The organism is Actinoplanes sp. NPDC023801 (genome assembly GCF_040639655.1).
Taxonomy (GTDB): Bacteria; Actinomycetota; Actinomycetes; order Mycobacteriales; family Micromonosporaceae; genus Actinoplanes.
Window position 1 is genome coordinate 54,077 of the sequence record NZ_JBFAAI010000022.1, and the last position, 24,145, is coordinate 78,221.

Below are 24,145 nucleotides of genomic sequence, written 5' to 3' on the forward strand. Positions count from 1 at the left end.
TTGCCGCATGCGGATCACCTCGCTCCACACCTACCCGGTCAAGGGTTGCCACCGCCTCGACCACAGCGAGGTGACAGTCGAACCGTGGGGCCTCACCGGTGACCGCCGCTGGATGATCGTCGACTCCGACGGCGTCGGCATCACCCAGCGCGAAGCCGCCGGCCTCACCCGGCTGACCGCCCGCCCACGACCCGGCGGCCTCCGGCTCAGCGCACCGGACATGTCCGAAACTGATCTGACCGAGCCGGCCGACGGTCCCGAAACGCAGGTCCGGATCTTCCGCTCCAAGAACTCCGTCCCCGCCCGGGTCGCCGACACCCGATGGGTCTCCGCCCTCCTCGGCCGCGACGCCCGCCTCGTCTGGCAGGCCGACCCCAGCACCCGCCCCGTCGACGGCACCGCCCAGCCCGGCGACCACGTCAACCTCGCCGACGGATACCCGATCTCACTCGCCGCCACCGCCTCCCTCGACGCCGTCAACGACTGGCTCGCCGAAACCGGCGACGAACCCGTACCCATCGACCGCTTCCGGCCCAACCTCGTCCTCACCGGCGCACCCGCCTGGGCCGAGGACGACTGGATCGGCCACCGCCTCCGCATCGGCGACGTCACCTTCCGCGTCGCCGGAGCCTGCGGCCGCTGCCGCGTCACCACCATCGACCAGGAAACCGGCGAAACCGGACGCCAGCCACTGCACGTCCTCGGCCGTCACCGCCGCGCCGGCACCCGGCTCCTCTTCGCCGTCAACCTGCTCCCCGACCTGCCCGCCGGACAGACCGGCCGGATCCGCACCGGCGACCCGGTCACCGTCCTGGAACGGTGGCTGACGTCACCAGCAGGAGTGACAACGTCTTAGGAGTGTCTTAGAAGATTTGCCCCCGCCCCACCCGGCGAGCAGGATGCCAGGTCGTGACTGCTCATCGACCCCGGTTCAGTGTCCGATGGCTCGCCGCCGGGGGCGCAGCCGTCCTCGCCGGCATCCTCGGCGTCGCCATGCTCCTGCACGACAGCGGAGCGGCCTGCGCCGCCCCACCGGGCACCACCCAGAAAACCGGCAAGGCCACCTTCTACGACCTCGCCGGTACCTCCGGCAACTGCTCCCTCGAGGTCCCCGCCGACGACCTCTACGTCGCCCTCGGACCCGAGCAGTACTCCAAAGGCGCCTCCTGCGGCGCCTACCTCGACGTCACCGGCCCCAAGGGCAAGGTCCGCGTCAAAGTCTTCGACTCCTGCCCCGAATGCCCCGCCGGCCACCTCGACCTGAGCCGCACCGCGTTCAAGAAGATCGGCAACGAGATCGACGGCATCATCCCCATCAAGTACAAGCTCGTCACCAATCCCGCCACCCCCGCACCCATCACCGTGCGGATCAAGGAAGGCGCCTCCCGGTACTGGTTCGCGGCGCGCATCGACAACCACGCGAACCTGCTCGCCTCGGTGAAGGTCGCCAGCGGCAGCAGCAGCTTCCGGACCGCCAGCCGCACCGACTACAACTACTGGCTCATCGACGCCGGTGCGGGCCCCGGCCCATACAAGATCAAAATCACCGATGTGTACGGCAACACGGCCACCGTCACCGGCGTGAAGATGTCCCCCGGCACCGTCCAGAAGACCGGCGCCCGCATCACCGGTGGCTCCACCACGGCTGCCACCATCGAGAAGGCCAAGACCCCCACCGCCAAGGCGAGCAGTTCAGCCGCCGCCAAGGCGAAGGCCTCCACCGCGCCGTCCCCCTCGGCCACCACCGCGGCTCCGCTCACCGAGTCCACCGCCGCGGCCACCACCAGCGACGCCCCAGCCAACCAGCCCGCAGTGGACCTGGCCGCCGCCGAACCGGCCGCGCCCGCCTGCTGACCTCATGAACGACGATGGGTCGGCCACCCGGTGAAGCCGGGTGGCCGGCCCATCTAGTCGTAGGGCCGACGGGACTCGAACCCGCACTGTCACGGACCTAAACCGTGTGCCTGCTGCCAAAATTGGGCTACGGCCCCTCAGGGAATAAATGTACACATCCTATCGGCCTACTTGTCGAGGCGGGAGCCGTCTGCCTAGTGGAAGCCCGGTCGGAGTGACTGCCTCGTCGTCGTAGACGACCTCGTCATCGTCCTGGCCCCCTGTGCGCCTGCTGTTGGCGTATGTCGCCGTCTGGCTGTGGCAGTTAGGGCAGAGGAAACGCAGGTTGCGCGGGCGATTGTCGAGGAAGTTCCCGTTTATGTGATCGACGTGAAGCGTCAGGGGTCGACCATTCCAGGACGTACCGCATCCGCACTTCTCGCACTGCTCCGGCAGGCCGATCTGAACCAGGGCGACCCGCAGCCGCTTCCCCGGCACCCGGAGTGCGCCCTCTGCGAGCTGAGTGAGGCGCTCCTGTGGAGGCATGTTCCACACACCGCGATCACCCCGGTTGTGGGCCTTGCCGGTGAAGTGCGATGTGTCGATGTGGAAGCGTTTCAGTTGCCGGCTCACATGTGCATGAGAGCCGCCGCTCTGCCGGACGCCTAGAAGCCGCAGGACGCCGGCGATACTGGCGGACTGCTTCGCCGCCGCGGCGAGAACCTCGGCCGTGTACTTGGTTCTACCTGACATGCGAACAGTTTACCCACGACAGTTGTCGCTCAGCAACATGTCACGATCACAGGCCCTGTGATGGGGCGCCGGACGCTGGATCGCCGGACGGTGGTGTTTGCCGTGCTGGAAATCGTGCACGGCGGCCGCCTTGCGGGTTGGTACCGCATGACGACCGCCGTGAGTTCCGGGTTTCGCTGGCCGGGAGGGGTTTGCGAATCGTCCTCACCATCGGCCGGGCTTGCCCGGAGTTAGGGCTTTCCGCTGACTTTTTGAGTCAGCGGGACGGTGTTCAGTCCAGGCCGAGGTCGCGGCGCAGTTTAGCGACGTGTCCGGTGGCCTTGACGTTGTAGAGGGCGTGCTCGATGACGCCGTTCTCGTCGATGACGAAGGTGGAGCGGATGACGCCGGTGACGGTCTTGCCGTACAGCTGCTTCTCGCCGAAGGCGCCGTAGGCGGTGAGGACACTCTTGTCCTCGTCGCTGACCAGGGGGAACGTGATGGCGTCGTGCTCGCGGAACTTGGCGAGCTTGGCCGGCTTGTCGGGGGAGATGCCGACGACCTCGTATCCGGCGGCCTGGAGCGAGGCGAGCGAGTCGCGGAAGTCACATGCCTGTTTGGTGCAGCCGGGCGTCATGGCGGCCGGGTATGCGTACAGCACGACCTTGCGCCCGCGCAGGTCCTTGAGGGTGAGGTCGTCGCCGGTGTCGGTGGGGAGGGTGAAGTCGGGCGCGGCGTCGCCGGCACTGAGACGCACGTTGTCTGTCATGGAACCGACCCTAGTGCGGATCATCCGGCAATTCGTTGGGTGCTCCACAGGCGTCGCGCGGCGGTGAGGTCGCGGGGCCATTCCTCGCCGCGGCGGGTGAAGGTGCGTTCGGTGATCTCGTAGTCGCCGACGAGGCGGTGGAATTCGGCGAGCACGTCTTCTTCGCGGAACGGTTTGCAGGAGAAGATGTTGACGAAGATCTCGCGCAGGTGCGGGTATGTGTGCATGGCGGCGTGGGATTCGGCGAGGATGACGACGGCGGATTTCCCGGCTTTTTCGAGCGGGCCGTTCTCGGTGGCGACGAGGGGGCCGGCGATGACCGTCATGCCGATGCGGGTGACCAGGTCACGCATGAAGTGGGTGAGGGCGGCGTCGTCGTCGAGGAGCCGGGTGTCGGCTATCCCGGACAGCCGGAGTGTGAGTTCGTCACCGTAATGGTCCATCGCTCCTCCTCGAACAATTGCCATAACCGAACGTTAGCAATTGACGACGCTCCGTGGCTATTTCCTTCCGTGCCAATCCTGGAGCGCAGTGGATTCCGTTTCCGGAGCCATTCCCCAACCCACTTTCGGGTACGAGCGTCGCCCGCCCGGAACGGAAACGGCACCATTCAGCAGGGTGTTCTGCGCACCGAGTACCAGCCTCCGCGTGATTCTCCGGACGCCGTACGGGATGGCACAGGTGTGGTGGGCGCCAGTACGCTGCGCGGCACAAGGCTCGAGAGTGGAGATCAGCGCGATGAGCGAGGTTACGGACCCCACGACCCCGGCGGGCACCACCACCGTCTCCAGCGAGGTCGTCGAGAAGATCACCGTCGCGGCCGCGAAGGCCGTGCCCGGTGTCGCGGAACTGGGCGGTGACGTGGCCCGGTTCTTCAACAGCGTTCTCGACAAGGTGGGCCTCGACAAGGTCGGCGACGCGAGCCGTGGCGTGTCCGCGAAGGTGAACGGCAGCGACGTGACGGTGAACGTGGTGCTGGTCCTGGAAGCCGGGCGGGTGGTTGCCGAGGTCACCGCGGCCGTCCAGCAGGCGGTCACCGCGGCCCTGCAGGGGTACGGCCTGAACGTGCTCGCCGTCAACGTGAACGTGGACGACATCGCGGGCGTCTGAGCGTCCGTCACCGGGAGCAGTGGTCCGGGCCGGGGTCACGGGAGCAGGCGTCCGGCGTGATCGGGAGCGGGGCTTCGGGTCCGCGGTCAGGCGCCCTGGGCGCCGGGACGGGTTCGGGCAGGGCGGCGCGCAGGCGCAGGACTCCGGTGACGGCGAGCCCGGCGCCCACGCCGACCGCGACCGCCACGGCGGCCCGGGGGAACCAGCCGGGGCCGGCCGTCGGGACCACGGCGGCGAAGAAGACGTCGGCACCACCGAAACCGGCGAAGGCGGCCAGCACGAAGCCGGCGAGCGTCAGATAGAACGGTGGGTGCCGCCACGCGGCCGCGCAGGCGAGCAGGCCGGCGAGGATCGGCACCCCGGCCCAGCCGGCGCCGTCCAGGGCGCTCGTCACCACGTACGCCAGGGTGGTCAGACCGCCGAAGAGCGCGAGCGGACCGGCGGATCCGGGCCACCGGTGTGCGATGAAGGCCACGGCGAGGCCCAGCAGCGCCGCGCCGGTCCACCAGGCCCAGGCCACCGGGGGTGGCTCGTAGCCGAGGGTGCCCTGGATCTCGAAGGTGCGCACCTGGTCGCGCAGCGGCACGCTCCATTCGCGCAGGCGGTGCGGCCGGTCGGGTGCGGCGGTGACCTCGGCCGGCAGGGTGGCCTCGGTCCATCGGGTGCGCTGGTCGTGCCAGCGGACCTCGGTGTCACCGGAGACCTTGCGCCAGGTGGGCGCGGTGGTCGGGTCGGCGGCGGGTGGGACGGGGGTCTCGCCGGTCAGGGTCTCGTTGAGGTACGTCGCAGGCGAGGCGGTGTTCTCGTAGGTGCCGTCGGGCCGCACTTCGAGGTAGGGCTCGCCGGAGTAGCCGAGGATCTCGACGGCCCGTCCGCTGTCGTTGCGGAGTTCCAGGCGGGCGCCGCCCTCGACGACCCGGACGGTGACGCCGTCCATCGGATTGCTCAGGCCGGTGACGGTGACCCGGTAGTCGCTGACCGAGGTGGTGTCGCCGGCGTGCGCGAACGCGGGGGTGGCCGGCGTGAGGATCGCACCGGCCACCGCGAGGATCGCGCTGAGGAACCGTCTCACCCGGCGACCTTCTTGACGGCCTCGATGACGGCTTCGGTGGTGGGGTTGGTGATCTGTTCCCCGTTCACCACGATCGTGGGGGTGCCGCTGTAGCCCTTCGCGGAGAACTTCTCGGTCGCCTGCACCGCCCATGGCTTGTAGGTTCCCTCGTTGACCGCGTCGACGAAAGTGGCGTCGGTCAACCCGACGGAGGCCGCCAGCTCGATCATCTTGGCGTCGGTGAGGCCGGTGGTGTTCTCCTCGGGCCGGTTCGCGTAGAGCGCGTCGTGGAACTCGGTGAACTTCCCGGCCTGGCCGGCGGCCGCGGAAGCGGCGGCGGCCCGGGTGGAGTACTCGGTGCCCTTCGAGAACCGGTCCAAGATCGCCACCGGGTGGAACCGCAGGGTGATCCGGCCCTCGCCGGCGAGCTGCTTGAGGGCGGGCCCGGTGGCCTCCTCGAAGGTGCCGCAGGCCGGGCACATGAAGTCCTCGTAGACGTCGACGTTGACCGGGCCGCTGCCGACGGCGAAGGCGGTCCCGTCGTCGACCGCCGCGCTCGGTGTGACGAGTTTGCCCTCGTCCTGCCCGCTGAGGGCGGTGTAACCGATCAGCCCGGCGACGAAGAGGACCAGGACCACCGCCACGGAGGTCCAGAGAGTCACGGCGCGGCGCCGTTCGGCCGCCTTCTGACCGGCGACCACCTGACGCGCCATGGCGGCGCGGTCCTTGCCCTTGCTCATCGTTCCCCCAGCAGCAGACCGTCGAGTGAGAACCGGGTCCGGGGCCGCCGGATCAGCAGCCCGGAGAGTGCAACGAACGCCACGTCGCGCAGGATGTCGACGCCGTACGCGGTGCTCTCGCCGGCGCCCAGCTCGCCACCGGCGCTGAAGCAGCCGCAGTCGATCCGCAGGCCCTTGGCCCACGCCCAGGAGATGCCGGCGATGAAGATCACCATGAGAACCGCGGAGATGACGGCGGTCAGCCGGGTCGCGAGGCCGATCAGCAGGAGCAGCCCGAGGGCGATCTCGAGGAACGGCTGGATCGCACCGACCACCTTGGCGGCGTCGTAGGACATCAGCTGGTAGGCGTTGACGGCCCGGGCTGACGCGGCCAGGTCACCGACCTTGAGCCCGCCGGCGATCAGCCAGACCGCGGCCAGGGCCAGCCGGGCCGCCGTGGAGATCCACGGCCAGGCGGCGGCCATCCGGCTCTGCCGTGCGGTTTCCATGGTCACACCTTGATAGTCGGAGTCCGTCGCGCTCCGGTTCCCGGCCATTTTGTCTCGGATGGGCCGGACGGGAGAAAGGCCGGAAGTCCTAACTTGCCCGGGCTTGTGCCACGGCGGTGATGAGCTCGTCGCGGGCGCGGGCGACCCGGGAGCGGATCGTGCCGACCGGAACGTCCTCCACCTCGGCGGCCTCCGCGTACGACAACCCGAGCACCTGGGTCAGCAGGAACGCGGTCCGCCGGTCGTCGCTGAGCCGGCTGAGCAGGTCGGCGCTGCTGAGCCGGTGCGCCGGGTCGGGCACCGGCACCTCGGTGAGGGCCTGCGCGGCGAGCCGGGTGTCGAGCCTTCGCCGGCGTACCACCGAGCGCAGGTGGTCGGCGCAGGTGCGACGGGCGATGCCGAGCAGCCAGGTCCGCACGCTGGACCGGCCGGCGAAGGTGTCGAGGGCCCGGAACGCCCGCAGGAACGTCTCCTGGGTCAGGTCGTCGGCCGAGCCCGGGTCGACCAGTGCGGCGGTGAACCGCCAGACCTCCGTCTGGGTGGCGCGCACGAACGCGGCCTGTGCCGCCCGGTCGCCGTCGCGGGCCGCGAGGGCCAGCGCGGTGGTCTCGTCCGTCTCTCCGTCACCTGCCGTCACGAGGCGTCATGGTACGCGGCCCGCAGTCCTCAGCGCGGATCTGGAACCATGCAGGGATGCCAGTCATGACCGTGGACCGACGCCGGGTGACAACTGTGCTGGTCGGGCTGCTGATCGGAGTCTTCGGGCCGCTGCTGGCGGCGGCTCCGGCCAGTGCCCACGCCGCCCTGACCGCCAGCGACCCGGCCAACGGCTCGGTCGTCCCGGACGCGCCGAACCGGGTGACCCTGACGTTCAGCGAGTCGGTCCAGCTGATCTCCGGCAAGATCCGGGTGCTGGCGCCGGACGGGTCCCGTGCCGACCAGGGCGAGCCGTCGGTGAGCGGCTCCGAGGTGACGATCCCGCTGCGTTCGGGCGGCGGACGGGGGACGTACCTGATCAGTTACCGGGTGACCTCGGCGGACAGCCACCCGGTGGCCGGCACGATCACCTACTCGGTCGGTGCGGCCTCCACGCCGCCGGCCGCGGACGAGGATGCCGACGTCGCGGTCGACCCCGTGGTGAAGGCTCTGATCCCGGTCGCGAAATATCTCGGTTACGCCGGACTCATCCTCCTGGTCGGCCCGGTGCTGGTGCTGGCGCTGCTGTGGCCGCACCGGCTCGATCGCCGCGGACCCGGCCGGCTGATCTGGACGGGCATCGGCCTGGTCGTCGGCAGCACCCTGCTCGGGTTGTGGCTGCAGGCGCCGTACACGCTCGGCGCCGGCCTGTTCGACGTCACGGTGAGTGACATCCGCGAGGTGCTCGGCAGCACCTTCGGCGCCGTCATGCTGGTCCGGCTCGGGGTGGTCACGGCGGCCGCCTTCCTGTTGCGCCCGCTGCTCGTCGGCCCCGGCGGCGGGGAGTCCCGGCTCGACCTGGCGCTGCTCGGCGTCCTCGGGGTGGCGGCCCTGGCCACCTGGCCGTTGACCGGTCACCCGGCGGCTTCCCCGGTGGCCGGTGTGTCGGTGGTGATCGACGCGCTGCACCTGGGCGCGGCGGCCGTCTGGGTGGGCGGTCTGATGATGCTGCTCGGGTTCCTGCTGCCCCGGGCCAACGGCCGCGAACTCGGCGCGATCCTGCCGATCTGGTCACGCTGGGCGATGGCCGCGGTCGGTGCGCTGATCTTTGCGGGAATCGTCCAGTCGCTGATCGAGGTGTCGAAACTCGACGGCCTGCTCAACAGCAACTACGGGCGGATGATCCTGGCCAAGGCCGGTCTCGCGGCCGTGGTGATCGGCATCGCGGTCTTCTCCCGCAAGCTGGTCAACTCGCGGGCGGCCGAGGACTCGCCGGGCCCGCTGCGCCGGATCGTGCTGGCCGAGCTGGCGATCATCGCTGTCATCCTCGGTGTGACGTCGTTCCTGGTCCAGGAGCCGCCGCCGAGGACCGTACAGGCCGCCGAGATCGGTAACACCACCACCAGCACGGTCTCCGAGACGCTGACCGCCAAGGACATGTCGCTCCAGGTGAGCATCTTCCCGGCCAAGGTCGGCAACAATTCGATCCATCTGTACGCCTACACGCTCGACAGCAAGCCGCTGCCGGTCGTCGAGTGGAAGGCGACCGCGTCGCTGCCGGCCAAGGGCATCGAGGCGATCGAGATCCCGCTGCTGCGGATCACCGACTTCCACGCCATCGGTGACATCGCGCTGCCGCAGGCGGGGGAGTGGACGTTGAAGTTCACCGCCCGGACCAGTGAGATCGACCAGAACAACCTGACCATGACCGCCAAGATCTCCTGACGTACGACCGCCTTTCACATCTATCGGGGGCACACGCGCCCATTTGACCACTTTGGGGTTATTTGCATCTGTATGGTCTCCGCAGTACCGCCCGGGAAGGGGGAGACTCAGATGCGGGTGTTCCGCACGATCCTCGGCATGTTGTTACTGACCACCGGACTGCCCGCGTTGCTGGCCGGTGGCGGCCTCTGGGCGGTCATGCAGCACCGCGACCCCGGCGGGGGGTTCAGCGGTGAACTGCAACGGCTCACCGTCCCCGGCTACGCCGTCGTCGTCCCCGACATCGACCGGCTGCTGCGCGACGACGTGCCGTTCGCCCGCATCGGGGACACCCGGCTGCGGCTCTCCGCTGTCACCGTCGACGGCCAGGCCTTCCTCGGCCTCGCACCGTCCGACGAGGTCGCCCGCTACCTGACCGGCGTGCCGCACAGCCAGATCGACGCCATCGACATCGGCACCGGCGCCCTGCCGGTCACCACCACCCGCACCGGCGGCCGCCAGGCTCCGGCGGGGGCGCCCGCCCAGCAGGGCTTCTGGACCGCCAGCGGCACCGGTCAGATCAGTCTCACCCCGGGTGAGCTGGGCGACCGTCCGTACAGCCTGGTCCTGATGAATCCCGGCGGCAACCCCGTCATGCGCATCGCCGCCATCGCCGAGATCCGCCCCGGCTGGCTCAACTCCAGCACCTGGGGCCTGCTCACCCTCGGCACCCTGCTGCTCATGCTGGGCGTCACCGTCCTGGTCTGGCCCGGCCGCCGGCGCGAGGTCGTCTACGTCGTCGAACCCAGCCAGGTCCCCGAACTCATGCACGCCATCGGAGCGCCGCTCCCATTGCCCGGCGGCGTCGCGTACTTCGCCGGCCCACGTTCCGGCGGCGCCCACCGTCCGCGCACCCTCGCCGACTCCCGGCCCAGGCCACCGGCGTTGCCGCAGTTCGACTGGCCGCCGAACGGCCCCGGCACCCCCGAGCTTCCCTCCGGCCGGGCGGTCCCGCTCAACACCGCGACCATCACCAAACCCATCCCCAGCGGTACGCCCACCGGCACCCTGACCGAAACGAGGCCGGCCCCCGCCCGTCCCGACTCGGCACCCGCTCAGGCCCGTCCCGACTCGGCGCCCGCTCAGGCCCGTCCCGACTCGGCACCGCCGGGTCCCACCTCGCCGGTCACCGCCGGCGCGGCCGGGACGCGTCCGGCCCCGGCCGACGGTTCGGCTGCCGGGCCGGCTACCGATTCCGTGTCCGCCTCCGGTCCCGTCACCGGAATCGCCGCGGGTTCCGCCCTCACCGGAGGCACGGCTGCCGGCACCGGAACAGCAGGCGCGCACACCCCGGCCCCGGGCCGGCCGCTGAGCCTGCTGGGCGAGACCCCCGCCCTCTCCGGCCTGCAGCCCGGCACCGTCCCGGCCCGCCGCGGCGAACGCCGGTCCGCCCCCGCCGACGTGCCACAGTTCCAGGCCACCGCGGTCGGCGCCTGGGTGGCCGCGACCGCCCCCGAACGGGCTCGCCAGACCGAGGCCCGGGCCGCCGCCCGCCTCGCCGAGGCCGCCCGCCGCAACGCCGGGAAGTTCGCTCCCGCCCAGCCCGGCAACCGCAACATGCCGTCCAACGCTCGCATCCCGATTGCCCCGCCTCGCCGGGACAACGGCGAGGTCCCGGCCACGGGCCAGCTGGCGCCGGGCAGCCCGGCCCAGCCGCAGACCGCCGAAGGGACACCGGTCCCCGCCACCGAGACGACGGCACTCGGCCTCACCGAAACCGCCGACAAGCCGAAATCGGCGACGGCGCGCGGCCGGGCCGAAACCGCCGGCAAGCCGAAGCCTGTGGCAGCACCGGGACTTGCCGGTACCGCCGACCAGCCGCAGCCGGCGGAGGCTACTGAAGCCGGTGTCCGGGCGGAGGCGGCCGAGACCGCTGGCCAGGCCGGATCGACGGGCCTCACCGGTACCCCCGCCCATGCGGAGAAGACGGTGTCCCCGGCCGCCGCCGACGCGACCTCGGTCGTGAACCCAGCGGACGAGACCGTCGCGGCGCAGACCCCGCGGGGAGAGAAGGCCTCGCGGAAGATGGCCCGGCGGGAAGGGCTCGCCACCGCCCGCCCGGACACAACACCCGATGCGGTACGCCCGGACGCTTCCAAGCCCTCCGCTCTCGACAGCACGACCGCGGATGCTGTCCCGGATGCGAGCCCCGCCGCCTCGACCGAGTCGGTTCCCCAGCGGACCGTCGTGTCACGGATCGCGTTGCGGACAGGTCCGGCGGCCACCGACTGGATCGCCACCGGAATCACCGAGATCGGCCCGGATCGTGTGCCCCGCCCCGGTCCGCACGCGTCTCCGAAATCCGTGGCCGCCGACGGGCCCGCAACTCCGGCCCAGGCCACCGCCGGCCCGCCGCCGGAATGGCCCTTGATCGGTTCGCCCGCAGATGGCGTCACCGCGCCTGCCAGCGGCGTCACCAAGCCCGTGACTGTTCCGGACAGCCGGACCCCGGTCACGAAGTCCGCAGTTCCCTCGGATAAGACCGGCGTGACCCCGGCCGTCGCGCAGGCCCCCGACCCGGCCGTGACCGCCGGTCCGGTCGAGAAAGCGGCGGGAACAGCGCTGATCGACGGCGACACCCGACCCGCGGCGGCCGAGGGCGAGGCGCAGCCGGCTGGGCAGCCCGTCGTTCCGTTCCCGTCCGGCCCGGCATCGTCCGGCCCGGCGATTCACCCGGCGAGCAGCGTGACGACCGGATCCACGCCCACCGCGCGGCCCGGCGGGCCGCGTGCGTCGATGCACGTCGCTGAAGCCGCGTACCCGGCCCCGGACCAGCCCGGACCGGCCGGTGAGCGGGAGGTGACCGCCGCCCCGGCGCCCGGCGACCGGAACGTTTCCGCTGACGAATCGGGAACCACGACCCAGGAGCAGGCAGCCGTGTCTCGCGGCGCGTCCACGACCACTCGGAACCGCCCGCCGGCCGCCGTGCCGGACCCCGCCCGGGTGCGCCCCCGGCCGGGCGGCGATCGCCGATCCGTGCACGCCGTTGAGGCCGACGGCTTGGGAGTGCTGCCGAAGAAGCCGGCTCCAGTTCCTACGCAGGGAGCCACTACTCCCGCACAGACGCGGCCCGGCCCGGCGAATCCGGAGAACGCCGGGACGAAGCCGCTCGCGCCGGAGCTCGAGGCGAAGCCGCCGGTCGAGGAAGACCGTCCGAGACCACGTGGCGAGAGCGGAACAACCGAGGCAAAGCCAGCCGGAGCGACCGCAGCCGCCGCCTCGACAGCCGGCGCCAAGGCGATCGAGGCGATGACGGCCGTGGCGAAGGTGATCGAGGCGACGACAGCCAGGACGACCGCAGCCGCCGCCATGACAGCCGGAGGCAAGCCAGTCGACGCGACGACAGCCGGAGGGAAGCCAGTCGACGCGACGACAGCCGGAGGGAAAGCCGTCGACGCGACGACGGCCGGGATGAAGGCGGTCGAGGTGACGATGGCTGCGGCGAAGGCGGTCGAGGTGACGACGGCTGCGGCGAAGGCGGTCGAAACGATGACGGCCGGGGCGCAGGCAGCCGGGACGGAGACGAGCCGCGCTGACGTGGTCAGGGCCGACGCAGCCGAGGAGATGGCAACCGAGGCGACCGCAGCCGGGACGAAGGCGACCGAGGCGACCACCCAGACCCGCGCGGCTGGGGCGACGGCCGGGACGAAGGCAGCCAAAGCGAAGGGTGCCCGGGCCAAGGCGACCGGAGCGAGGACTGCCGGCCGGAAGGTCGGTGACGATCAGCCGCTGGTCCGGGCTCAAGGGCGTGCCAGCGGGAAGGCCACGACACCACGGCCTGCTCCCGCCGCTCGACGGGTCCCCGCCGCCTGGATCAAGGCTGCCGAGTCGATGGCCGCCCGGACCGGTCAGGCGGACGGTGGGACGGCTCCGGCCGTACCGGAGAAGGCCGGAACCACCGGACATCCAGAACCGGCCGGAGGCGTTGACGGGCAGGCGCGGGCGGGTGATGAGACGGCCCGGCCGCTCAGCTACCGCGAGGAGGCGGCCGAGCTGCTCGGTAGTGGCGAACGCCGGCGGCGCCGGACGGTAGCGGGCCGGAACCGTCTCGGATCCGGCCCGGCCGGCGCCGACACCGAGCGGCCGAAGACCGAGCGGCCGAACACCGAGTCGCCCAAGACCGAGTCGCTCAGGACCGAGTCGCCGAAGACCGAGTCGCCCAAGACCGAGCGGCCCAAGACCGAGCCGCCGAAAACCGAGCTCCCGCGTTGAGCCCGGCTGGCTTTCACCGCTGTCTCAGCGCCCGTGAGACAACGGTGGGAGCCAGCCGGATCTGAGGGTGGAGTGACGCGACCGGAGACTGAAGCAGTAACGACGGCGGGCCGTCCCGAGAGGGGCGGCCCGCCTCTTTGCGGTCATGATGTGGCCGCAAAGTCCCATAGCGTCGCAGGTATGACGGTGCTCTCCACGCGTGTGCTGAATCGGACCTACCTACGACGGCAGCTGCTCGCCGAACGGACCCCACGCCCGGCGGCCGACATCGTCGAGCGTCTCGTGGCCGTGCAGGGGCAGGAATCGGACTCGCCCTATCTGGGACTGTGGGCGCGGTCGTCGGAGTTCCGGCTCGAGGACCTCACCGGGCTGCTGCACGATCGGACCGTGGTGCGCAGCGCGTTGCTCCGCGGCACCCAGCATCTGTGTTCGGCGGCGGACTACCGGTGGTTGCGGCCGACGCTGCAGCCGGCCCTGGAGCGGATGGCCGGGCGGGCCGGGCGGCTGGGCGGTTGCGATCCGGCGGAGTTCGAGAAGGCCGGGCGGGAGATCATGGCCGGCGGGGTGCTGACCCGCCCGGAGATCGCCCGCCGGCTGGCGGCCCGGTTCCCGGAGGCCGGCCTCGGTGAGCTGGCTCTCGTCGTACACCTCAGGTTTGCTCTTCTGCACCCGCCGCCGGCCGGGACGTGGGGGCATCGCGGGAGAATCGGATGTGTTCCCGCGGAGGACTGGCTGGGCCGGCCGCTCGCCCCGGCCGACGCGGAGGCGCTGGTGCTGCGTTATCTGGCGGCGTTCGGGCCGGCTTCGGTCAAGGACGTCCAGGTCTGGTCGGGACTGACGCGCCTGGCGGCGCTGTTCAAAGACCTTCGCCCACGGCTGCGGGTCTTCCGGGACGAGGCGGGCATCGAGTTGTACGACCTGCCGGACGCCCCGATCGAGGACGCGGACCGTCCGGCGCCGGTGGTGTTCCTGCCGGAGTTCGACAACGCGGTGCTGGGTCACGCGGATCGGTCGCGGATCCTGCACCCGGGTGATCGGCCGCTGGTGATGCCAGGCTGGTCGATCGTGCGCCCGACGGTCCTGGTAGACGGATTCGTGGCGGCGACCTGGGAGCGGAAGGGCTCGCGGATCGTGATCACGCCGTTCCGGCCGCCGGCGCGCGCGGACCGTTCGGCGGTGGAGTCGGAGGCGGCCCGGTTGATCGGGTTCGTGGCGCCGGGGAGCGAGCCGGAGATCGTCTGGACATGAACGGGCCCTCCGCGCTGCCGACACGGAGGGCCCATTACCGGGGGGAACGGAGTAACCGAAGGGGGGCTTCGTCCGTTAAGTACACTTTACCCGCCAATCGGCGAAGTGGGAAGTCGGGGTACCAAACCGGACAAACGGCCCGTTGAGCGGGTGCGGCACCGTACGTGGCGAACAACGGCGTCCTGCCGGGCGTAGGCTGTCGGCGTGGCGGATCTTCTGGTGTGGATCGACTGTGAGATGACCGGTCTCGACCTGGGCAAGGACAAGCTCATCGAAGTCGCGGCTCTGGTCACCGATCCGGAGCTGAACGTGTTGGGCGAGGGCGTCGATCTGGTCATCCACGCCGACGACGAGGCGCTGGACGCCATGCCGCCGGTGGTGCGCGACATGCACGCCAAGTCCGGCCTGACCGAGGAGGTCCGCCGGTCGGCGATCACCATGGCCGAGGCTGAGGAGGCCGTCCTGGCCTACATCAAGGAGTATGTGCCGAACCCGCGCACCGCTCCGCTCTGCGGCAACTCGATCGCGACCGACCGTGGCTTCCTGGCCCGTGACATGCCGGCGCTCGACGCGCACCTGCACTACCGGATGATCGACGTCTCCTCGATCAAGGAGCTGTGCCGCCGGTGGTATCCGCGGGTGTATTTCGGCCAGCCCGCCAAGGGCCTGTCGCACCGCGCGCTCGCGGACATCCGGGAGAGCATCCGGGAACTGGAGTACTACCGCCGGACCATCTTCGTGCCGCAGCCGGGCCCGGACGTGGAGACCGCCAAGGCCGTCGCCGCGGGACTGTAGGTAACCCGCTCGACGGGGCCTCGGGGGCGGCCGTTATGATTGGACGGCACCGCGGGGGTTGGTTACCCGTGATGGCATGGTGGTCGTAGCTCAGCTGGTAGAGCACCGGGTTGTGGTCCCGGGGGTCGCGGGTTCGAGTCCCGTCGATCACCCCATGCAAAAGGCTCCGTCTTCGGACGGGGCCTTTTTCGTTGGTCCGGCTCTGTCGATTTGCTCGTGGGCTCGCTCCCATATCCTGGAAAGCCGGAAAATTTATCGCGGTAGCGCGCAACCTTTCGGGGCCGGCGAGCCACAGGGGAGTGGATCAACCGTCGTCCCCAGGAGTCCCCCACATGCTCGCCAAGCGCATCGTCGTGCCGCTCTCGGTGCTGACCCTCGGCAGCGCGGCCGCCTTCGCCGGTGTCATCAACGCCGCCGCCGCCGAGACCGCCGGCGCCGCCGACGCCGCCGAGACCGCCGGCGCCGCCGCCTGCTCGGTCACCTACTCCGTCGCGAGCCAGTGGAACTCCGGCTTCACCGGCGACGTGCGGATCAGGAACACCGGCGGCGCGAACATCGACGGGTGGCAGCTCGGATTCGCCTTCCCGTCCGGGCAGACGATGGCCGGCGGCTGGAACGGCACCTGGACCCAGAACGGCACCCGGGTCACCGTGACGGACGCCGGCTGGAACGGGACCATCGCTCCGGGCGGTCAGGTGACTCTCGGCTTCAACGGCAACTGGAGTGGCAGCAACGCGGTGCCCGCCGTGTTCACCGTCAACGATCTGACCTGCGATGCGACGACCACGGCTCCGGCGTCGCCGTCCCCCGTCCGCACTGTCACGACGGCTCCGGCAGCCACGCCGGCACCTTCCTCGGCAACCCCTTCCCCGGCGGTCTCTTCCCCGGCAGCCCTTCCCTCGGCGACCACGACCAAGGGAGCGGAGAACTGCGCCGACTTCGCGGCCCTGGTCCGCGGCAAGTACTGGGTGAACAACAACGTGTGGGGCAAGGCTGACGGCACCGGCTCCCAGTGCGTGTGGGAGAACGGCGTGAGCGGCGACAACCTGAGCTGGGGCACCCGGTGGTCCTGGGCCGGGGACAACACCAAGGTGAAGTCGTACGCCAGCGCCGTGCTCGGCTGGCACTGGGGCTGGAAGGTGCCGGCCGGAACGGGCCTGCCGGTCCGGCTCAGCGCCGGTAAGGCAGTGAACGCGAGCTGGAACTTCAAGGTCACCGAGAAGACGGCCGGCGCGATGAACGTCGCCTACGACCTGTGGCTGCACGACATGGCGAACCCGGACTGGCAGAACAACCCGACCGACGAGGTGATGGTGTGGCTGTACCGGTCCGGCGGGGCGGGACCGGTCGGCACGAAGCAGGCGACCGTGACGATCGCGGGCACCAGCTGGGACCTCTACCGCGGCAACATCGGCTGGGAGGTCTACTCGTTCGTGCGTACCACCAACACCTCGGTTGCCGGCCTGGACCTCACCGACTTCACCGATGACCTGGTGGCACGCGGTTGGCTCGCCAAGACCAAGTACCTGTCCAGCGTCCAGGCCGGCACCGAGATCTTCACCGGGTCGGGGCAGCTCGACACCAGCGCGTACGCCGTGAAGATCGGCTGATCTCGGCCGCCCCGGGTTCCATCCCCACGGCCCGGGGCGGCCGGCACTCCCCGTATCCCCCGACGGTCAGGAACAGTGAGTTGTCCGACCTTGGCACCGAATACGCCTTCCGGCGGTTCTTCGACGACCATCACACCGACCTGTCCCGGCTCGCCTACCTGGTGACCGGCGACTCGCAGGCCGCCGACGACCTGGCGGCCGACGCGTTCGTGGAGGTGTGGCGGCACTGGGAGCGGGTCCAGGCCGCGGACAGTCCGACCGCGTACGCTCGCGGCATCGTGACGAACCTGGCGCGTCAATGGATCAAGAAACAGACCAGGGAACGGACCGGGCTGCTGCGCCTCGGCCTGCTGCGTCGTGACCGCGGTGAGAGCGACACCCCCGCGGTCCTGGACGTACGTGCGGCCCTGCAGCGACTTCCGCAACGGCGTCGTGAGTGCGTGATCCTGCGGTACGCGTTCGACGTGTCCGAGCGCGAGGTCGCCTCGATCCTCGGGATCTCGGTCGGAGCGGTGAAGAGTCACACCTCGCGGGGCGCGGCCCAGCTGAGTGAGTATCTGCGCGGGATGCCGCTGATGACGGGAGGCCACCATGGCTGAGCACCCCCAGCCCGACCTGGGCACGGTGCTGCGCCACGAGGCCGAGCGGCATGTGGCCGACCGCGACGCGATGCTGACCCGGATCGCCCAGCGACGCACCGAACCGGCCCGCGGACGCTGGGCCCTGACACTGCGTCCGGTGGCGGCGGCCGCCTCGGTGGTCGCGACCCTGGTCGCCGGGTTCGCCGGGATCAGGCTGGCCGGCGACCGGCCGGAACCGGAGCGGAGCCCGGCAGCGACCGAGGGCTCGTCGGCACCCACGCCTCGGGCCACCGCCGTACCGTCCCCGTCGGCGGCCGGCGGAACGCCTGACGACAAGGGCGACGGCGGGACGAAGGAGCCGGATGCGCCGGGCCCGGAGAACACCGCGGTCACCCCGCGGTGGCAGCCGGTGAACGGTTTCCTCAGTTCGGTGGCGGTCATCGACGGACATTCGGTCGGGACCTGGGCGCAGGGCAACATCACGCTCACCACCACGGAGACGATCAGCGCGCTCGAGGTGGTGATCAACGTGGTGAAAACCGAGGGCGTCAAGGACGCCGGCAGGTGGAGCACGGTGCCCGAGACGATGATCACGTCGACGGTGTCCGACGAGAAGAACCTGCTCGTCTACCGCTTCAGCCTCGAGCAGGGCACCCTCGCGCCGGGCAGCTACGTCTTCGCGGCCCAGTACCTGCACGCCGAGGGCGAGCGCGATCCGGCGTCGGACACTTACGGAGCGCTGGCCACCGCGGGAAAGAAGCAGGTCACCGTGACGGGAGCCTTCCCGGCGCGGTGACGGCGAGACCGTCACGGTAAGGACGGGACCGGCGCGGTGGCGACGGGAGCAGTGCAACGAGAAGGGCCCGGTCTCGGGATCGACCGGGCCCTTCTCGTTGTCACGCCGGGGAGGACGTCAGTTCAGGTAGCTGCCCTTCTTGTACTCTTCCCAGCTCATGTTCCAGTCGGTCCAGCCGTTGCCGTTCTTCAGCTTCTCCTCGGTGCCGGAGACCGTGATCACGTCGCCCATGAGGGTCCGGTTGAAGAGCCACTCGCCCAGCGCCTCGGAGACGTTGACGCAGCCGTGCGAGACGTTGCGGCGGCCCTGCACGCCCTCGGACCACGGCGCGGCGTGGATGAACTGGCCGCTGTAGGTGATCCGCTGGGCCCAGTCGATCGGCGTCTTGTAGCCGTTCACCGGGTCCTCGTCGGTGGTGTCGAAGATGGTGTGCGCCGCCTTCTCCATCACGACCATGGTGCCGCTCGACGACGGTGTGCTCTTCTTGCCCAGGCTCACCGGGATCGTCTTGATGACCTTGCCGTCCTGCTTGACGGTCATCTGCTTGTTCTTGTTGTTGACCGTCATGATCAGCTCACGGCCGATGTTCAGGTCGACGGTGAGGTTGGACCGGCCGTACCAGCCGTCGCCCAGCTTCACGCCCTTGAGCTTGACCGCGTAGAAGACCTTCGAGTTGGCCTTCCAGTACACCTTCGGGCGGAAGTGCACCTCGGTGGCGCTGATCCAGCGCCAGGTGCCCTCCTGGGCCGGGGTGGCGGTGACCACCATCCGGCGCTCGACCTCGGCGCGGTACTTCTCCGGGATGGCGCGGCCGAACTTCATGATCAGCGGCATGCCGACGCCGACCTTCTGCCCGTCGGCGAGGAAGCTCGTCACCCGGACCAGGTTCGACGGCTCCTTCATGGTGGTGAAGGAACTGGTGGCGGTGCTGGTCTTGCCGTCCGCCGCGGGCGTGCTGACGTTGACCGTGTACTTGGTGTTCCACGCCAGCGACTCGGTCGGGCGCCACAGCTTCGCGTCCTTGTCGACGGTGCCCTTGATCTCCGCGCCCTTGGCGTTGGTGACGGTGACCTCGGTGTTGGCCGGGTCCTCGCTGTCGTACTTCACCTCGGACCAGAGCTCGACACTTTTCGCGTCAGCCGCGGGGGAGGTCACCGCGACGGTGCTGAGGGCGGGCTCGGGCGCGGCCGACTGCGAGGTCGTGCCGCTCTCGGGGTTGCCGCCGCCGCCCTGCCAGGACGCCTTGTCGCCGTCGCCGCTGCACGCTGCGGTCAGCAGCAGAGTGCCCGCGAGGACCGTGGCCACGGCGAGACGCCACGGACCCCGGCCGCGACGGCCGACCCGAGCGGGACGCTCTGCCGACCGAATTCCATCCATCTCCATGGTCCCCTCACGGCGTCGTTCTCCCCGGCGCCCAATAGTGCTCCGAAAACAGCGTCGCACCAATCCCGGTTTCGTGCCGTGACCGGTGTAACGCCATCGATGTACCCGCCGGGGAGAGACGACACGCGCGAAGGATTACAGGGCGCTACCGGCCTTGAACTTCTCCCAGCTCACGTTCCACGGCGTCCAGCCGTCGCCGTAGTCGAGCTTGTCCTCGGTGCCCTTCACCACGATCGGGTCACCGATCAGGGACTTGCTGAACACCCATCGGGCGTTCGCCGGGGACAGGTTGATGCACCCGTGCGAGACGTTGCGGCGGCCCTGGTCACCGACGGACCAGGGTGCCGAGTGGATGTACTGACCGCTCCACGTCACGCGCTGGGCGTACTCGATGTTCGTGCGGTAACCGTCGGCGCCGTCGGTGTCGGTGGTGTCGAAGACCGTCGCCGCCTTCTTCTCCATCACCACCATGCGCCCACTGACCGACGGGGTGCTCTTCTTGCCCAGGCTCACCGGGAACGTCTTGACCGTCTGACCGTCCTGCAGGACGGTCATCTTCTTGGTGGCGTTGTCGACGTTCATCTCGAACTTGCGGCCGATCTTCACGGTGGCCGAGCGGTCCTGGTCGCCGTAGCGCCCGCCGCCGGTCGGGTGGCCGCCGACTCCGATCCGCACCTTCATCGTCGTGCCGGTCTGCCAGTACTCCGGCCCGCGGTAGTACGCCTGGGTGCCGGTGTCGGTCCACGACCAGACACCCTCCTGCACCGGGGAGGTCTCCACGAACATCCGCTTCTGCACGGCGGCGCGGTCGGCCTTCTTGATGCCCGGGTTGAACTCGACGACGACCGGCATGGCCACGCCGTAGGTGTTGCCGTCGAACAGGTAGAGACCGGTACCGGTCTCCCGGCCGGGCGAACCCATCGTGGTGAACGACGTGGTGGCGGTGGTGCTCCGGCCGTCCGCACCGGTGGCGACGACCTTGGCGGCGTACTTCTGCCGGGTCTTGAGAGGCTTGTCCGGCACCCACGCCGAACCGTCCTCGCGCAGCTTGCCGGAGACCGCCTTGCCCTTGGCGTCGGTGAGCGTGACCGAGGACACCCCGCCCCCGCTGACCTTGACGCCGATCTCGGCGCTGACCGGGACGTTCTTCTTGTTCGCAGCCGGCGTGATGGCCAGCGTGACCGGCCCGGCCGCGGTGGTGCTCTCGGTGATCGGCGCGGACGAGGCGCCGGGGCCGGCGCTGGCGGCGGCGGCCGGGTCGGAGAGGGTCGGCTTTTCGTCGTCGCCACACGCGGCGAGGGGAGCGATCAGGCCAATCGCCATGATCGCCGCCAGTGAGCGGCGGAGGTCAACCATTGTCGGGGGCCCCGTTCTTGAGTTCTCAGCGCAGACATCCTGACGCATGGACGCAAGTAGTGGGTCCCCCTTGCGGTGCCTTCCGGCCGATTTCAAGGATCTTCCCAGACCGTGCTACCGTTTTCCTCGTTGCACGGCAGAGCGCTGCTAGCTCAACTGGCAGAGCAGCGGACTCTTAATCCGCGGGTTGTAGGTTCGAGTCCTACGCGGCGCACTCTTCCTGCTAACACTGACCGGTGTGCTAACGTTTTTCCGGTTGAAACGCGCTGCTAGCTCAACTGGCAGAGCAGCGGACTCTTAATCCGCGGGTTGTAGGTTCGAGTCCTACGCGGCGCACAGCAGATCGAGGCCCTACCTGATTCAGGTGGGGCCTCGATGCTTTTCAGACTCGAATTATGGGTCGCTCGGGGTCATCGGGTCGGATACCGGCCACTCCACCACCCGTCCGGGCCCCCGAAATCGGCCTCCCGGGGTCGTATGGTCGGCGTCATGACCTGCGTCCTGCTGATCTCGGGAAGCACCCGGGAGGGGTCCCTGCAAACCGCGGCGCTGCGCACGGCGGCTCGGTTCGCGCCACCGGAGATCACCGCGATCCTGTACGACGGTCTCCGTGACCTGCCCGCCTTCGTTCCCGGTGAGCAGCCGTCCGGCCCGGTCGCCGCACTACGGGCCCGGGTGGCCGCGGCTGACGCCGTGTTGTTCAGCACACCCGAGTACGCCGGCTCCCTGCCCGGCAGCCTGAAGAATCTGCTCGACTGGCTGGTCGACGGGGGTGAACTCGATCACAAACCGGCCGCCTGGCTGTCCGTGGTCGGCCCCGGCCGGGACGACGGCGCCCGGGCGGCTCTCGAGGCGGTGCTCGGCCACGGCAACGCCCGGCTGCTGCGGCCCGCCTGCATCCGGATCCCGCTGGAGATGGCCGCGGTCGACGCGACCGGCGTCGTCACCGACGAGCGGCTGCTCATGGGCCTGCAGGACGTGCTGCGGGCGCTGGTCCGGGCCGTGGCCGAGACCCGGCCGAGGCCGCAGCCGAACTGGCAGGCGCACTCCAGCGTGTACCCGGTGGTGAACCGGCGGGACATGCCCGGCCAGCAGCCCGTGATCTGGCCGGGTTCGGCGTTCAGCTGACCGTCCTCGAAGCCTTCCAGCAGGCGTCGGCTCCGACACAGGTGGCGAGGCCGCGTACCGCGGTGCGCAGTTCGGCGAGCCGCTCCTCGCTGAGCGTGCCGGCGATGTTGTTGACCATGTACGGGTCCGCCTTGCGGTCGAAGTACTCGACGGCACCGTCCACGTACTCGACGTAGGTGAAGGTGGCGGTGCGCAGCGCGTCGTAGGACGGCGGGATGCTCGCCGAGTCCTTCTGGAAGTCCGGGTCCTTCGGGTCGGTGGCCGGATCGTGGTGCTCGATGAGCGCCGCGGTCCGCCACTCGGCCGGCACGGTGCCGGACAGCAGCGGTCCGAAGCTCTGCCCGTCCGCCTCCTGCGGTGCGGGCAGCCCGGCCCACTCGTTGAACGTGGGCCGCAGGTCGATGTTCTCCACGAGCAGGTCGACCCGGCGTCCGGCGCCGATCCCGGGCCCGGCCACCACCAGGGGCACGTTGACGTCGGTGTCGAAGGCGGTCTGCTTGCCGGCCGGGATCGCGTATTCACCCATGTGGTAACCGTTGTCCGAGCTGAAGACGATCACGGTCTTGTCGGCGACACCGGCCTTGGCCAGGGTGGCCCGCAGTGAGCCGATCATGCGGTCGATCGCCTGTACCGACTGCGCCCTCTTGCGGTGGTCGCCGTCGATCCGGCCGATCTGTTCCCTGGTCAGTTTGGCGGTGGGGGCGATCCACGCCGAGTTCTGCGGCACCCGGTCGTACGCCGGGTTGCGCGGGGCCTTCAGGCCGGGGAAGAGGGCGGCGTCGCGCGGGGCCGGGGTGAACGGGTGGTGCGGCGTGTAGGTCGACACCTCGATCATGAACGGCTGCCCGGTCGCGGCCGTGGTGGTGACGAAGTTGTTCGCCTTGGCCGAGAGGACGTCGGTCAGGTAGTCCTTCGGCTCCGAGCCGTACTTGACGACCGTGCCGTTCTCGTTGAGCGAGTAGTTGAAGTTGCGGTAGTCGTTGCCGCCGGCGAACCACTGGTCCCAGCCCGGCGGGACATACGGCTTGCCGGTACCCATGGTCAGGTGGGGGAAGTACTGGTTCAGGTACTTGCCGAGGAACGCCGTACGGTAGCCGGCCGCCTGCAGATCGGTCGCGAAGGTCGATTTCTCCTGGCCACGGCTGTGGAAGAGCCGGAATCCGCCGTCCGATCCATGGTTCTTCACGATGCCGGTGTTGTGCGGGAACTGGCCCTTGAGGATCGAGGCGCGCGACGGGCAGCACAGCGAATCGGTCACCGTGTAGTTGGTGAACGTCGTGCCCTCCCGCTGCAGTTTCCGCACGTTGGGCATGTACGGCACCAGGCTCATCGACAGGTCGTCGACGAGAACGAACACGATGTTCGGCCGGACGGGTGACACCGATTCGGGGCCGCCCGGGGCGCTTGGGGGTGCGACCGGTGGCAGGGACGAGGCGCTCGCCGAGGGTCGCGTCCCGCTGCGGGGCTCGGGACTCGCGCCGCATCCGGCCGCGGTCAGCAACGACGCGACGACTGTGAGATATCCGAGAGTGCGCAAGGGCATGGCGGCGCGGTTACTCCATCTGCGAGAGGTTCCCAGGAGGGTAATCGGCCGGGATGTCGCACGGATTCGGAGGTTGCTTACCTCTCCCACAGATGATCTTTAAGAAACGCTGAACGAGCGCCGGCCCGCGGCCCGGAGAGCGGATAGTGGACACCTTCCCCGGAGGTGATCAGTACCAGTGGCCGATGCCGAACAGTCCCGGGCGTACGTCGTGATCGTCGTCGCGTCGGCGGATCCGCGACCGCGCCGGCCCCGGCGGCCCGCCGCCCGCCGCCCGTACCTGCCGATCCGTCCGCCCCGCGCCCCACGGGCAGTGTGCCGGCGCCCGTTCTGAGCCACGCGGGGCCGCCCCGAGAAGTATCGACGGGTA

Annotated in this window: 21 protein-coding genes and 4 tRNA genes; 14 read left to right on the plus strand and 11 right to left on the minus strand. The window is 70.1% G+C overall.

Annotated features, from left to right (window positions below):
* Positions 1–7: 7 nt before the first annotated feature.
* Together AB0G04_RS31390 and AB0G04_RS31395 are read left to right on the plus strand one after the other, a co-directional pair.
* Positions 8–856 carry an MOSC N-terminal beta barrel domain-containing protein gene (locus AB0G04_RS31390; RefSeq protein ID WP_360990001.1) on the plus strand — a complete coding sequence of 283 codons (849 nt, stop codon included), beginning with the start codon at positions 8–10 and terminating at the stop codon, positions 854–856.
* Between the two features lie 53 nt (positions 857–909).
* The gene (locus AB0G04_RS31395; RefSeq protein WP_360990004.1) at positions 910–1,854 is read left to right on the plus strand and encodes an expansin EXLX1 family cellulose-binding protein; all 945 of its coding nucleotides are present in this window, start codon (positions 910–912) and stop codon (positions 1,852–1,854) included.
* A gap of 60 nt (positions 1,855–1,914) precedes the next feature.
* Here AB0G04_RS31395 and AB0G04_RS31400 read toward each other — a convergent pair.
* The 4 genes from AB0G04_RS31400 to AB0G04_RS31415 all read right to left on the minus strand — a co-directional run bounded on the left by AB0G04_RS31400 (position 1,915) and on the right by AB0G04_RS31415 (position 3,777).
* Positions 1,915–1,991 (minus strand) — tRNA-Leu (locus tag AB0G04_RS31400).
* Between the two features lie 22 nt (positions 1,992–2,013).
* Entirely contained in the window at positions 2,014–2,586 is a 573-nt protein-coding gene (locus AB0G04_RS31405) for an HNH endonuclease signature motif containing protein (RefSeq protein ID WP_360990006.1), read from the minus strand.
* 271 nt (positions 2,587–2,857) lie between these two features.
* Positions 2,858–3,334 carry a thioredoxin-dependent thiol peroxidase gene (gene bcp, locus AB0G04_RS31410; protein WP_360990009.1) on the minus strand — a complete coding sequence of 159 codons (477 nt, stop codon included), beginning with the start codon at positions 3,332–3,334 and terminating at the stop codon, positions 2,858–2,860.
* Between the two features lie 20 nt (positions 3,335–3,354).
* Entirely contained in the window at positions 3,355–3,777 is a 423-nt protein-coding gene (locus AB0G04_RS31415; protein ID WP_360990012.1) for an S-adenosylmethionine decarboxylase, read from the minus strand.
* Between the two features lie 295 nt (positions 3,778–4,072).
* Between AB0G04_RS31415 and AB0G04_RS31420 the strand changes: the two genes are divergently transcribed.
* Entirely contained in the window at positions 4,073–4,444 is a 372-nt protein-coding gene (locus AB0G04_RS31420; protein WP_360990015.1) for an Asp23/Gls24 family envelope stress response protein, read from the plus strand.
* A 7-nt stretch (positions 4,445–4,451) separates the two neighbouring features.
* On the opposite strand, the gene AB0G04_RS31425 is transcribed toward AB0G04_RS31420, so the two are convergent.
* From AB0G04_RS31425 to AB0G04_RS31440, 4 genes are all read right to left on the minus strand, one after another.
* Entirely contained in the window at positions 4,452–5,516 is a 1,065-nt protein-coding gene (locus AB0G04_RS31425) for a hypothetical protein (RefSeq protein ID WP_360990018.1), read from the minus strand.
* The gene (locus AB0G04_RS31430; protein ID WP_360990021.1) at positions 5,513–6,235 is read right to left on the minus strand and encodes a thioredoxin domain-containing protein; all 723 of its coding nucleotides are present in this window, start codon (positions 6,233–6,235) and stop codon (positions 5,513–5,515) included. The genes AB0G04_RS31425 and AB0G04_RS31430 overlap by 4 nt, the downstream gene beginning before the upstream one ends.
* The gene (locus tag AB0G04_RS31435; protein WP_360990024.1) at positions 6,232–6,723 is read right to left on the minus strand and encodes a MauE/DoxX family redox-associated membrane protein; all 492 of its coding nucleotides are present in this window, start codon (positions 6,721–6,723) and stop codon (positions 6,232–6,234) included. Before AB0G04_RS31435 ends, AB0G04_RS31430 begins: the two co-directional genes overlap by 4 nt.
* Before the next feature lie 88 nt (positions 6,724–6,811).
* Positions 6,812–7,360 (minus strand): sigma-70 family RNA polymerase sigma factor, encoded by a 549-nt coding sequence (locus tag AB0G04_RS31440; protein WP_360990027.1) that lies wholly within the window; start codon positions 7,358–7,360, stop codon positions 6,812–6,814.
* 56 nt (positions 7,361–7,416) lie between these two features.
* Between AB0G04_RS31440 and AB0G04_RS31445 the strand changes: the two genes are divergently transcribed.
* The 8 genes from AB0G04_RS31445 to AB0G04_RS31480 all read left to right on the plus strand — a co-directional run bounded on the left by AB0G04_RS31445 (position 7,417) and on the right by AB0G04_RS31480 (position 18,365).
* A complete protein-coding gene (locus AB0G04_RS31445; RefSeq protein ID WP_360990030.1) occupies positions 7,417–9,084 on the plus strand; it encodes a copper resistance protein CopC in 1,668 nt (555 codons plus the stop codon).
* Between the two features lie 111 nt (positions 9,085–9,195).
* Positions 9,196–13,335, plus strand: a complete 4,140-nt coding sequence (locus tag AB0G04_RS31450; RefSeq protein WP_360990033.1) for a hypothetical protein — start codon at positions 9,196–9,198, stop codon at positions 13,333–13,335.
* A gap of 180 nt (positions 13,336–13,515) precedes the next feature.
* Positions 13,516–14,583, plus strand: coding sequence for a winged helix DNA-binding domain-containing protein (locus AB0G04_RS31455; RefSeq protein WP_360990035.1), 1,068 nt, complete (start codon positions 13,516–13,518; stop codon positions 14,581–14,583).
* Positions 14,584–14,787: 204 nt separating this feature from the next.
* The gene (gene orn, locus AB0G04_RS31460; protein ID WP_360990038.1) at positions 14,788–15,378 is read left to right on the plus strand and encodes an oligoribonuclease; all 591 of its coding nucleotides are present in this window, start codon (positions 14,788–14,790) and stop codon (positions 15,376–15,378) included.
* A gap of 79 nt (positions 15,379–15,457) precedes the next feature.
* A tRNA-His gene (locus AB0G04_RS31465) sits at positions 15,458–15,533 on the plus strand.
* A gap of 177 nt (positions 15,534–15,710) precedes the next feature.
* Complete coding sequence (locus AB0G04_RS31470) at positions 15,711–16,988, plus strand: cellulose binding domain-containing protein (protein ID WP_360990041.1); 1,278 nt, start codon at positions 15,711–15,713, stop codon at positions 16,986–16,988.
* A gap of 80 nt (positions 16,989–17,068) precedes the next feature.
* Positions 17,069–17,587 (plus strand): SigE family RNA polymerase sigma factor, encoded by a 519-nt coding sequence (locus AB0G04_RS31475; protein WP_360990044.1) that lies wholly within the window; start codon positions 17,069–17,071, stop codon positions 17,585–17,587.
* Entirely contained in the window at positions 17,580–18,365 is a 786-nt protein-coding gene (locus AB0G04_RS31480; RefSeq protein ID WP_360990047.1) for a hypothetical protein, read from the plus strand. Before AB0G04_RS31475 ends, AB0G04_RS31480 begins: the two co-directional genes overlap by 8 nt.
* A gap of 117 nt (positions 18,366–18,482) precedes the next feature.
* On the opposite strand, the gene AB0G04_RS31485 is transcribed toward AB0G04_RS31480, so the two are convergent.
* Together AB0G04_RS31485 and AB0G04_RS31490 are read right to left on the minus strand one after the other, a co-directional pair.
* Positions 18,483–19,670: an Ig-like domain-containing protein gene (locus AB0G04_RS31485; RefSeq protein WP_360990049.1), complete on the minus strand. Its 1,188-nt coding sequence runs from the start codon at positions 19,668–19,670 to the stop codon at positions 18,483–18,485.
* A gap of 213 nt (positions 19,671–19,883) precedes the next feature.
* Positions 19,884–21,104, minus strand: coding sequence for an Ig-like domain-containing protein (locus tag AB0G04_RS31490; protein WP_360990052.1), 1,221 nt, complete (start codon positions 21,102–21,104; stop codon positions 19,884–19,886).
* 141 nt (positions 21,105–21,245) lie between these two features.
* On the opposite strand from AB0G04_RS31490, the gene AB0G04_RS31495 reads away from it, so the two are divergent.
* From AB0G04_RS31495 to AB0G04_RS31505, 3 genes are all read left to right on the plus strand, one after another.
* A tRNA-Lys gene (locus AB0G04_RS31495) sits at positions 21,246–21,318 on the plus strand.
* Positions 21,319–21,367: 49 nt separating this feature from the next.
* A tRNA-Lys gene (locus AB0G04_RS31500) sits at positions 21,368–21,440 on the plus strand.
* A gap of 153 nt (positions 21,441–21,593) precedes the next feature.
* Complete coding sequence (locus AB0G04_RS31505) at positions 21,594–22,232, plus strand: NAD(P)H-dependent oxidoreductase (protein WP_360990055.1); 639 nt, start codon at positions 21,594–21,596, stop codon at positions 22,230–22,232.
* Here AB0G04_RS31505 and AB0G04_RS31510 read toward each other — a convergent pair.
* Complete coding sequence (locus AB0G04_RS31510; RefSeq protein WP_360990058.1) at positions 22,225–23,775, minus strand: sulfatase; 1,551 nt, start codon at positions 23,773–23,775, stop codon at positions 22,225–22,227. The two genes, AB0G04_RS31505 and AB0G04_RS31510, sit on opposite strands and share 8 nt — an antisense overlap.
* Positions 23,776–24,145: the final 370 nt, after the last annotated feature.

What these genes read in the sequence shown, in the direction of transcription:
- AB0G04_RS31390 (WP_360990001.1), top strand. Translation starts at nt 8, where the DNA reads ATGCGGATCACCTCGCTCCACACCTACCCGGTCAAGGGTTGCCACCGC.
- AB0G04_RS31405 (WP_360990006.1), bottom strand. Translation starts at nt 2,586, where the DNA reads ATGTCAGGTAGAACCAAGTACACGGCCGAGGTTCTCGCCGCGGCGGCG.
- bcp (WP_360990009.1), bottom strand. Translation starts at nt 3,334, where the DNA reads ATGACAGACAACGTGCGTCTCAGTGCCGGCGACGCCGCGCCCGACTTC.
- AB0G04_RS31415 (WP_360990012.1), bottom strand. Translation starts at nt 3,777, where the DNA reads ATGGACCATTACGGTGACGAACTCACACTCCGGCTGTCCGGGATAGCC.
- AB0G04_RS31420 (WP_360990015.1), top strand. Translation starts at nt 4,073, where the DNA reads ATGAGCGAGGTTACGGACCCCACGACCCCGGCGGGCACCACCACCGTC.
- AB0G04_RS31430 (WP_360990021.1), bottom strand. Translation starts at nt 6,235, where the DNA reads ATGAGCAAGGGCAAGGACCGCGCCGCCATGGCGCGTCAGGTGGTCGCC.
- AB0G04_RS31435 (WP_360990024.1), bottom strand. Translation starts at nt 6,723, where the DNA reads ATGGAAACCGCACGGCAGAGCCGGATGGCCGCCGCCTGGCCGTGGATC.
- AB0G04_RS31445 (WP_360990030.1), top strand. Translation starts at nt 7,417, where the DNA reads ATGCCAGTCATGACCGTGGACCGACGCCGGGTGACAACTGTGCTGGTC.
- AB0G04_RS31450 (WP_360990033.1), top strand. Translation starts at nt 9,196, where the DNA reads ATGCGGGTGTTCCGCACGATCCTCGGCATGTTGTTACTGACCACCGGA.
- AB0G04_RS31455 (WP_360990035.1), top strand. Translation starts at nt 13,516, where the DNA reads ATGACGGTGCTCTCCACGCGTGTGCTGAATCGGACCTACCTACGACGG.
- AB0G04_RS31470 (WP_360990041.1), top strand. Translation starts at nt 15,711, where the DNA reads ATGCTCGCCAAGCGCATCGTCGTGCCGCTCTCGGTGCTGACCCTCGGC.
- AB0G04_RS31480 (WP_360990047.1), top strand. Translation starts at nt 17,580, where the DNA reads ATGGCTGAGCACCCCCAGCCCGACCTGGGCACGGTGCTGCGCCACGAG.
- AB0G04_RS31490 (WP_360990052.1), bottom strand. Translation starts at nt 21,104, where the DNA reads ATGGTTGACCTCCGCCGCTCACTGGCGGCGATCATGGCGATTGGCCTG.
- AB0G04_RS31505 (WP_360990055.1), top strand. Translation starts at nt 21,594, where the DNA reads ATGACCTGCGTCCTGCTGATCTCGGGAAGCACCCGGGAGGGGTCCCTG.
- AB0G04_RS31510 (WP_360990058.1), bottom strand. Translation starts at nt 23,775, where the DNA reads ATGCCCTTGCGCACTCTCGGATATCTCACAGTCGTCGCGTCGTTGCTG.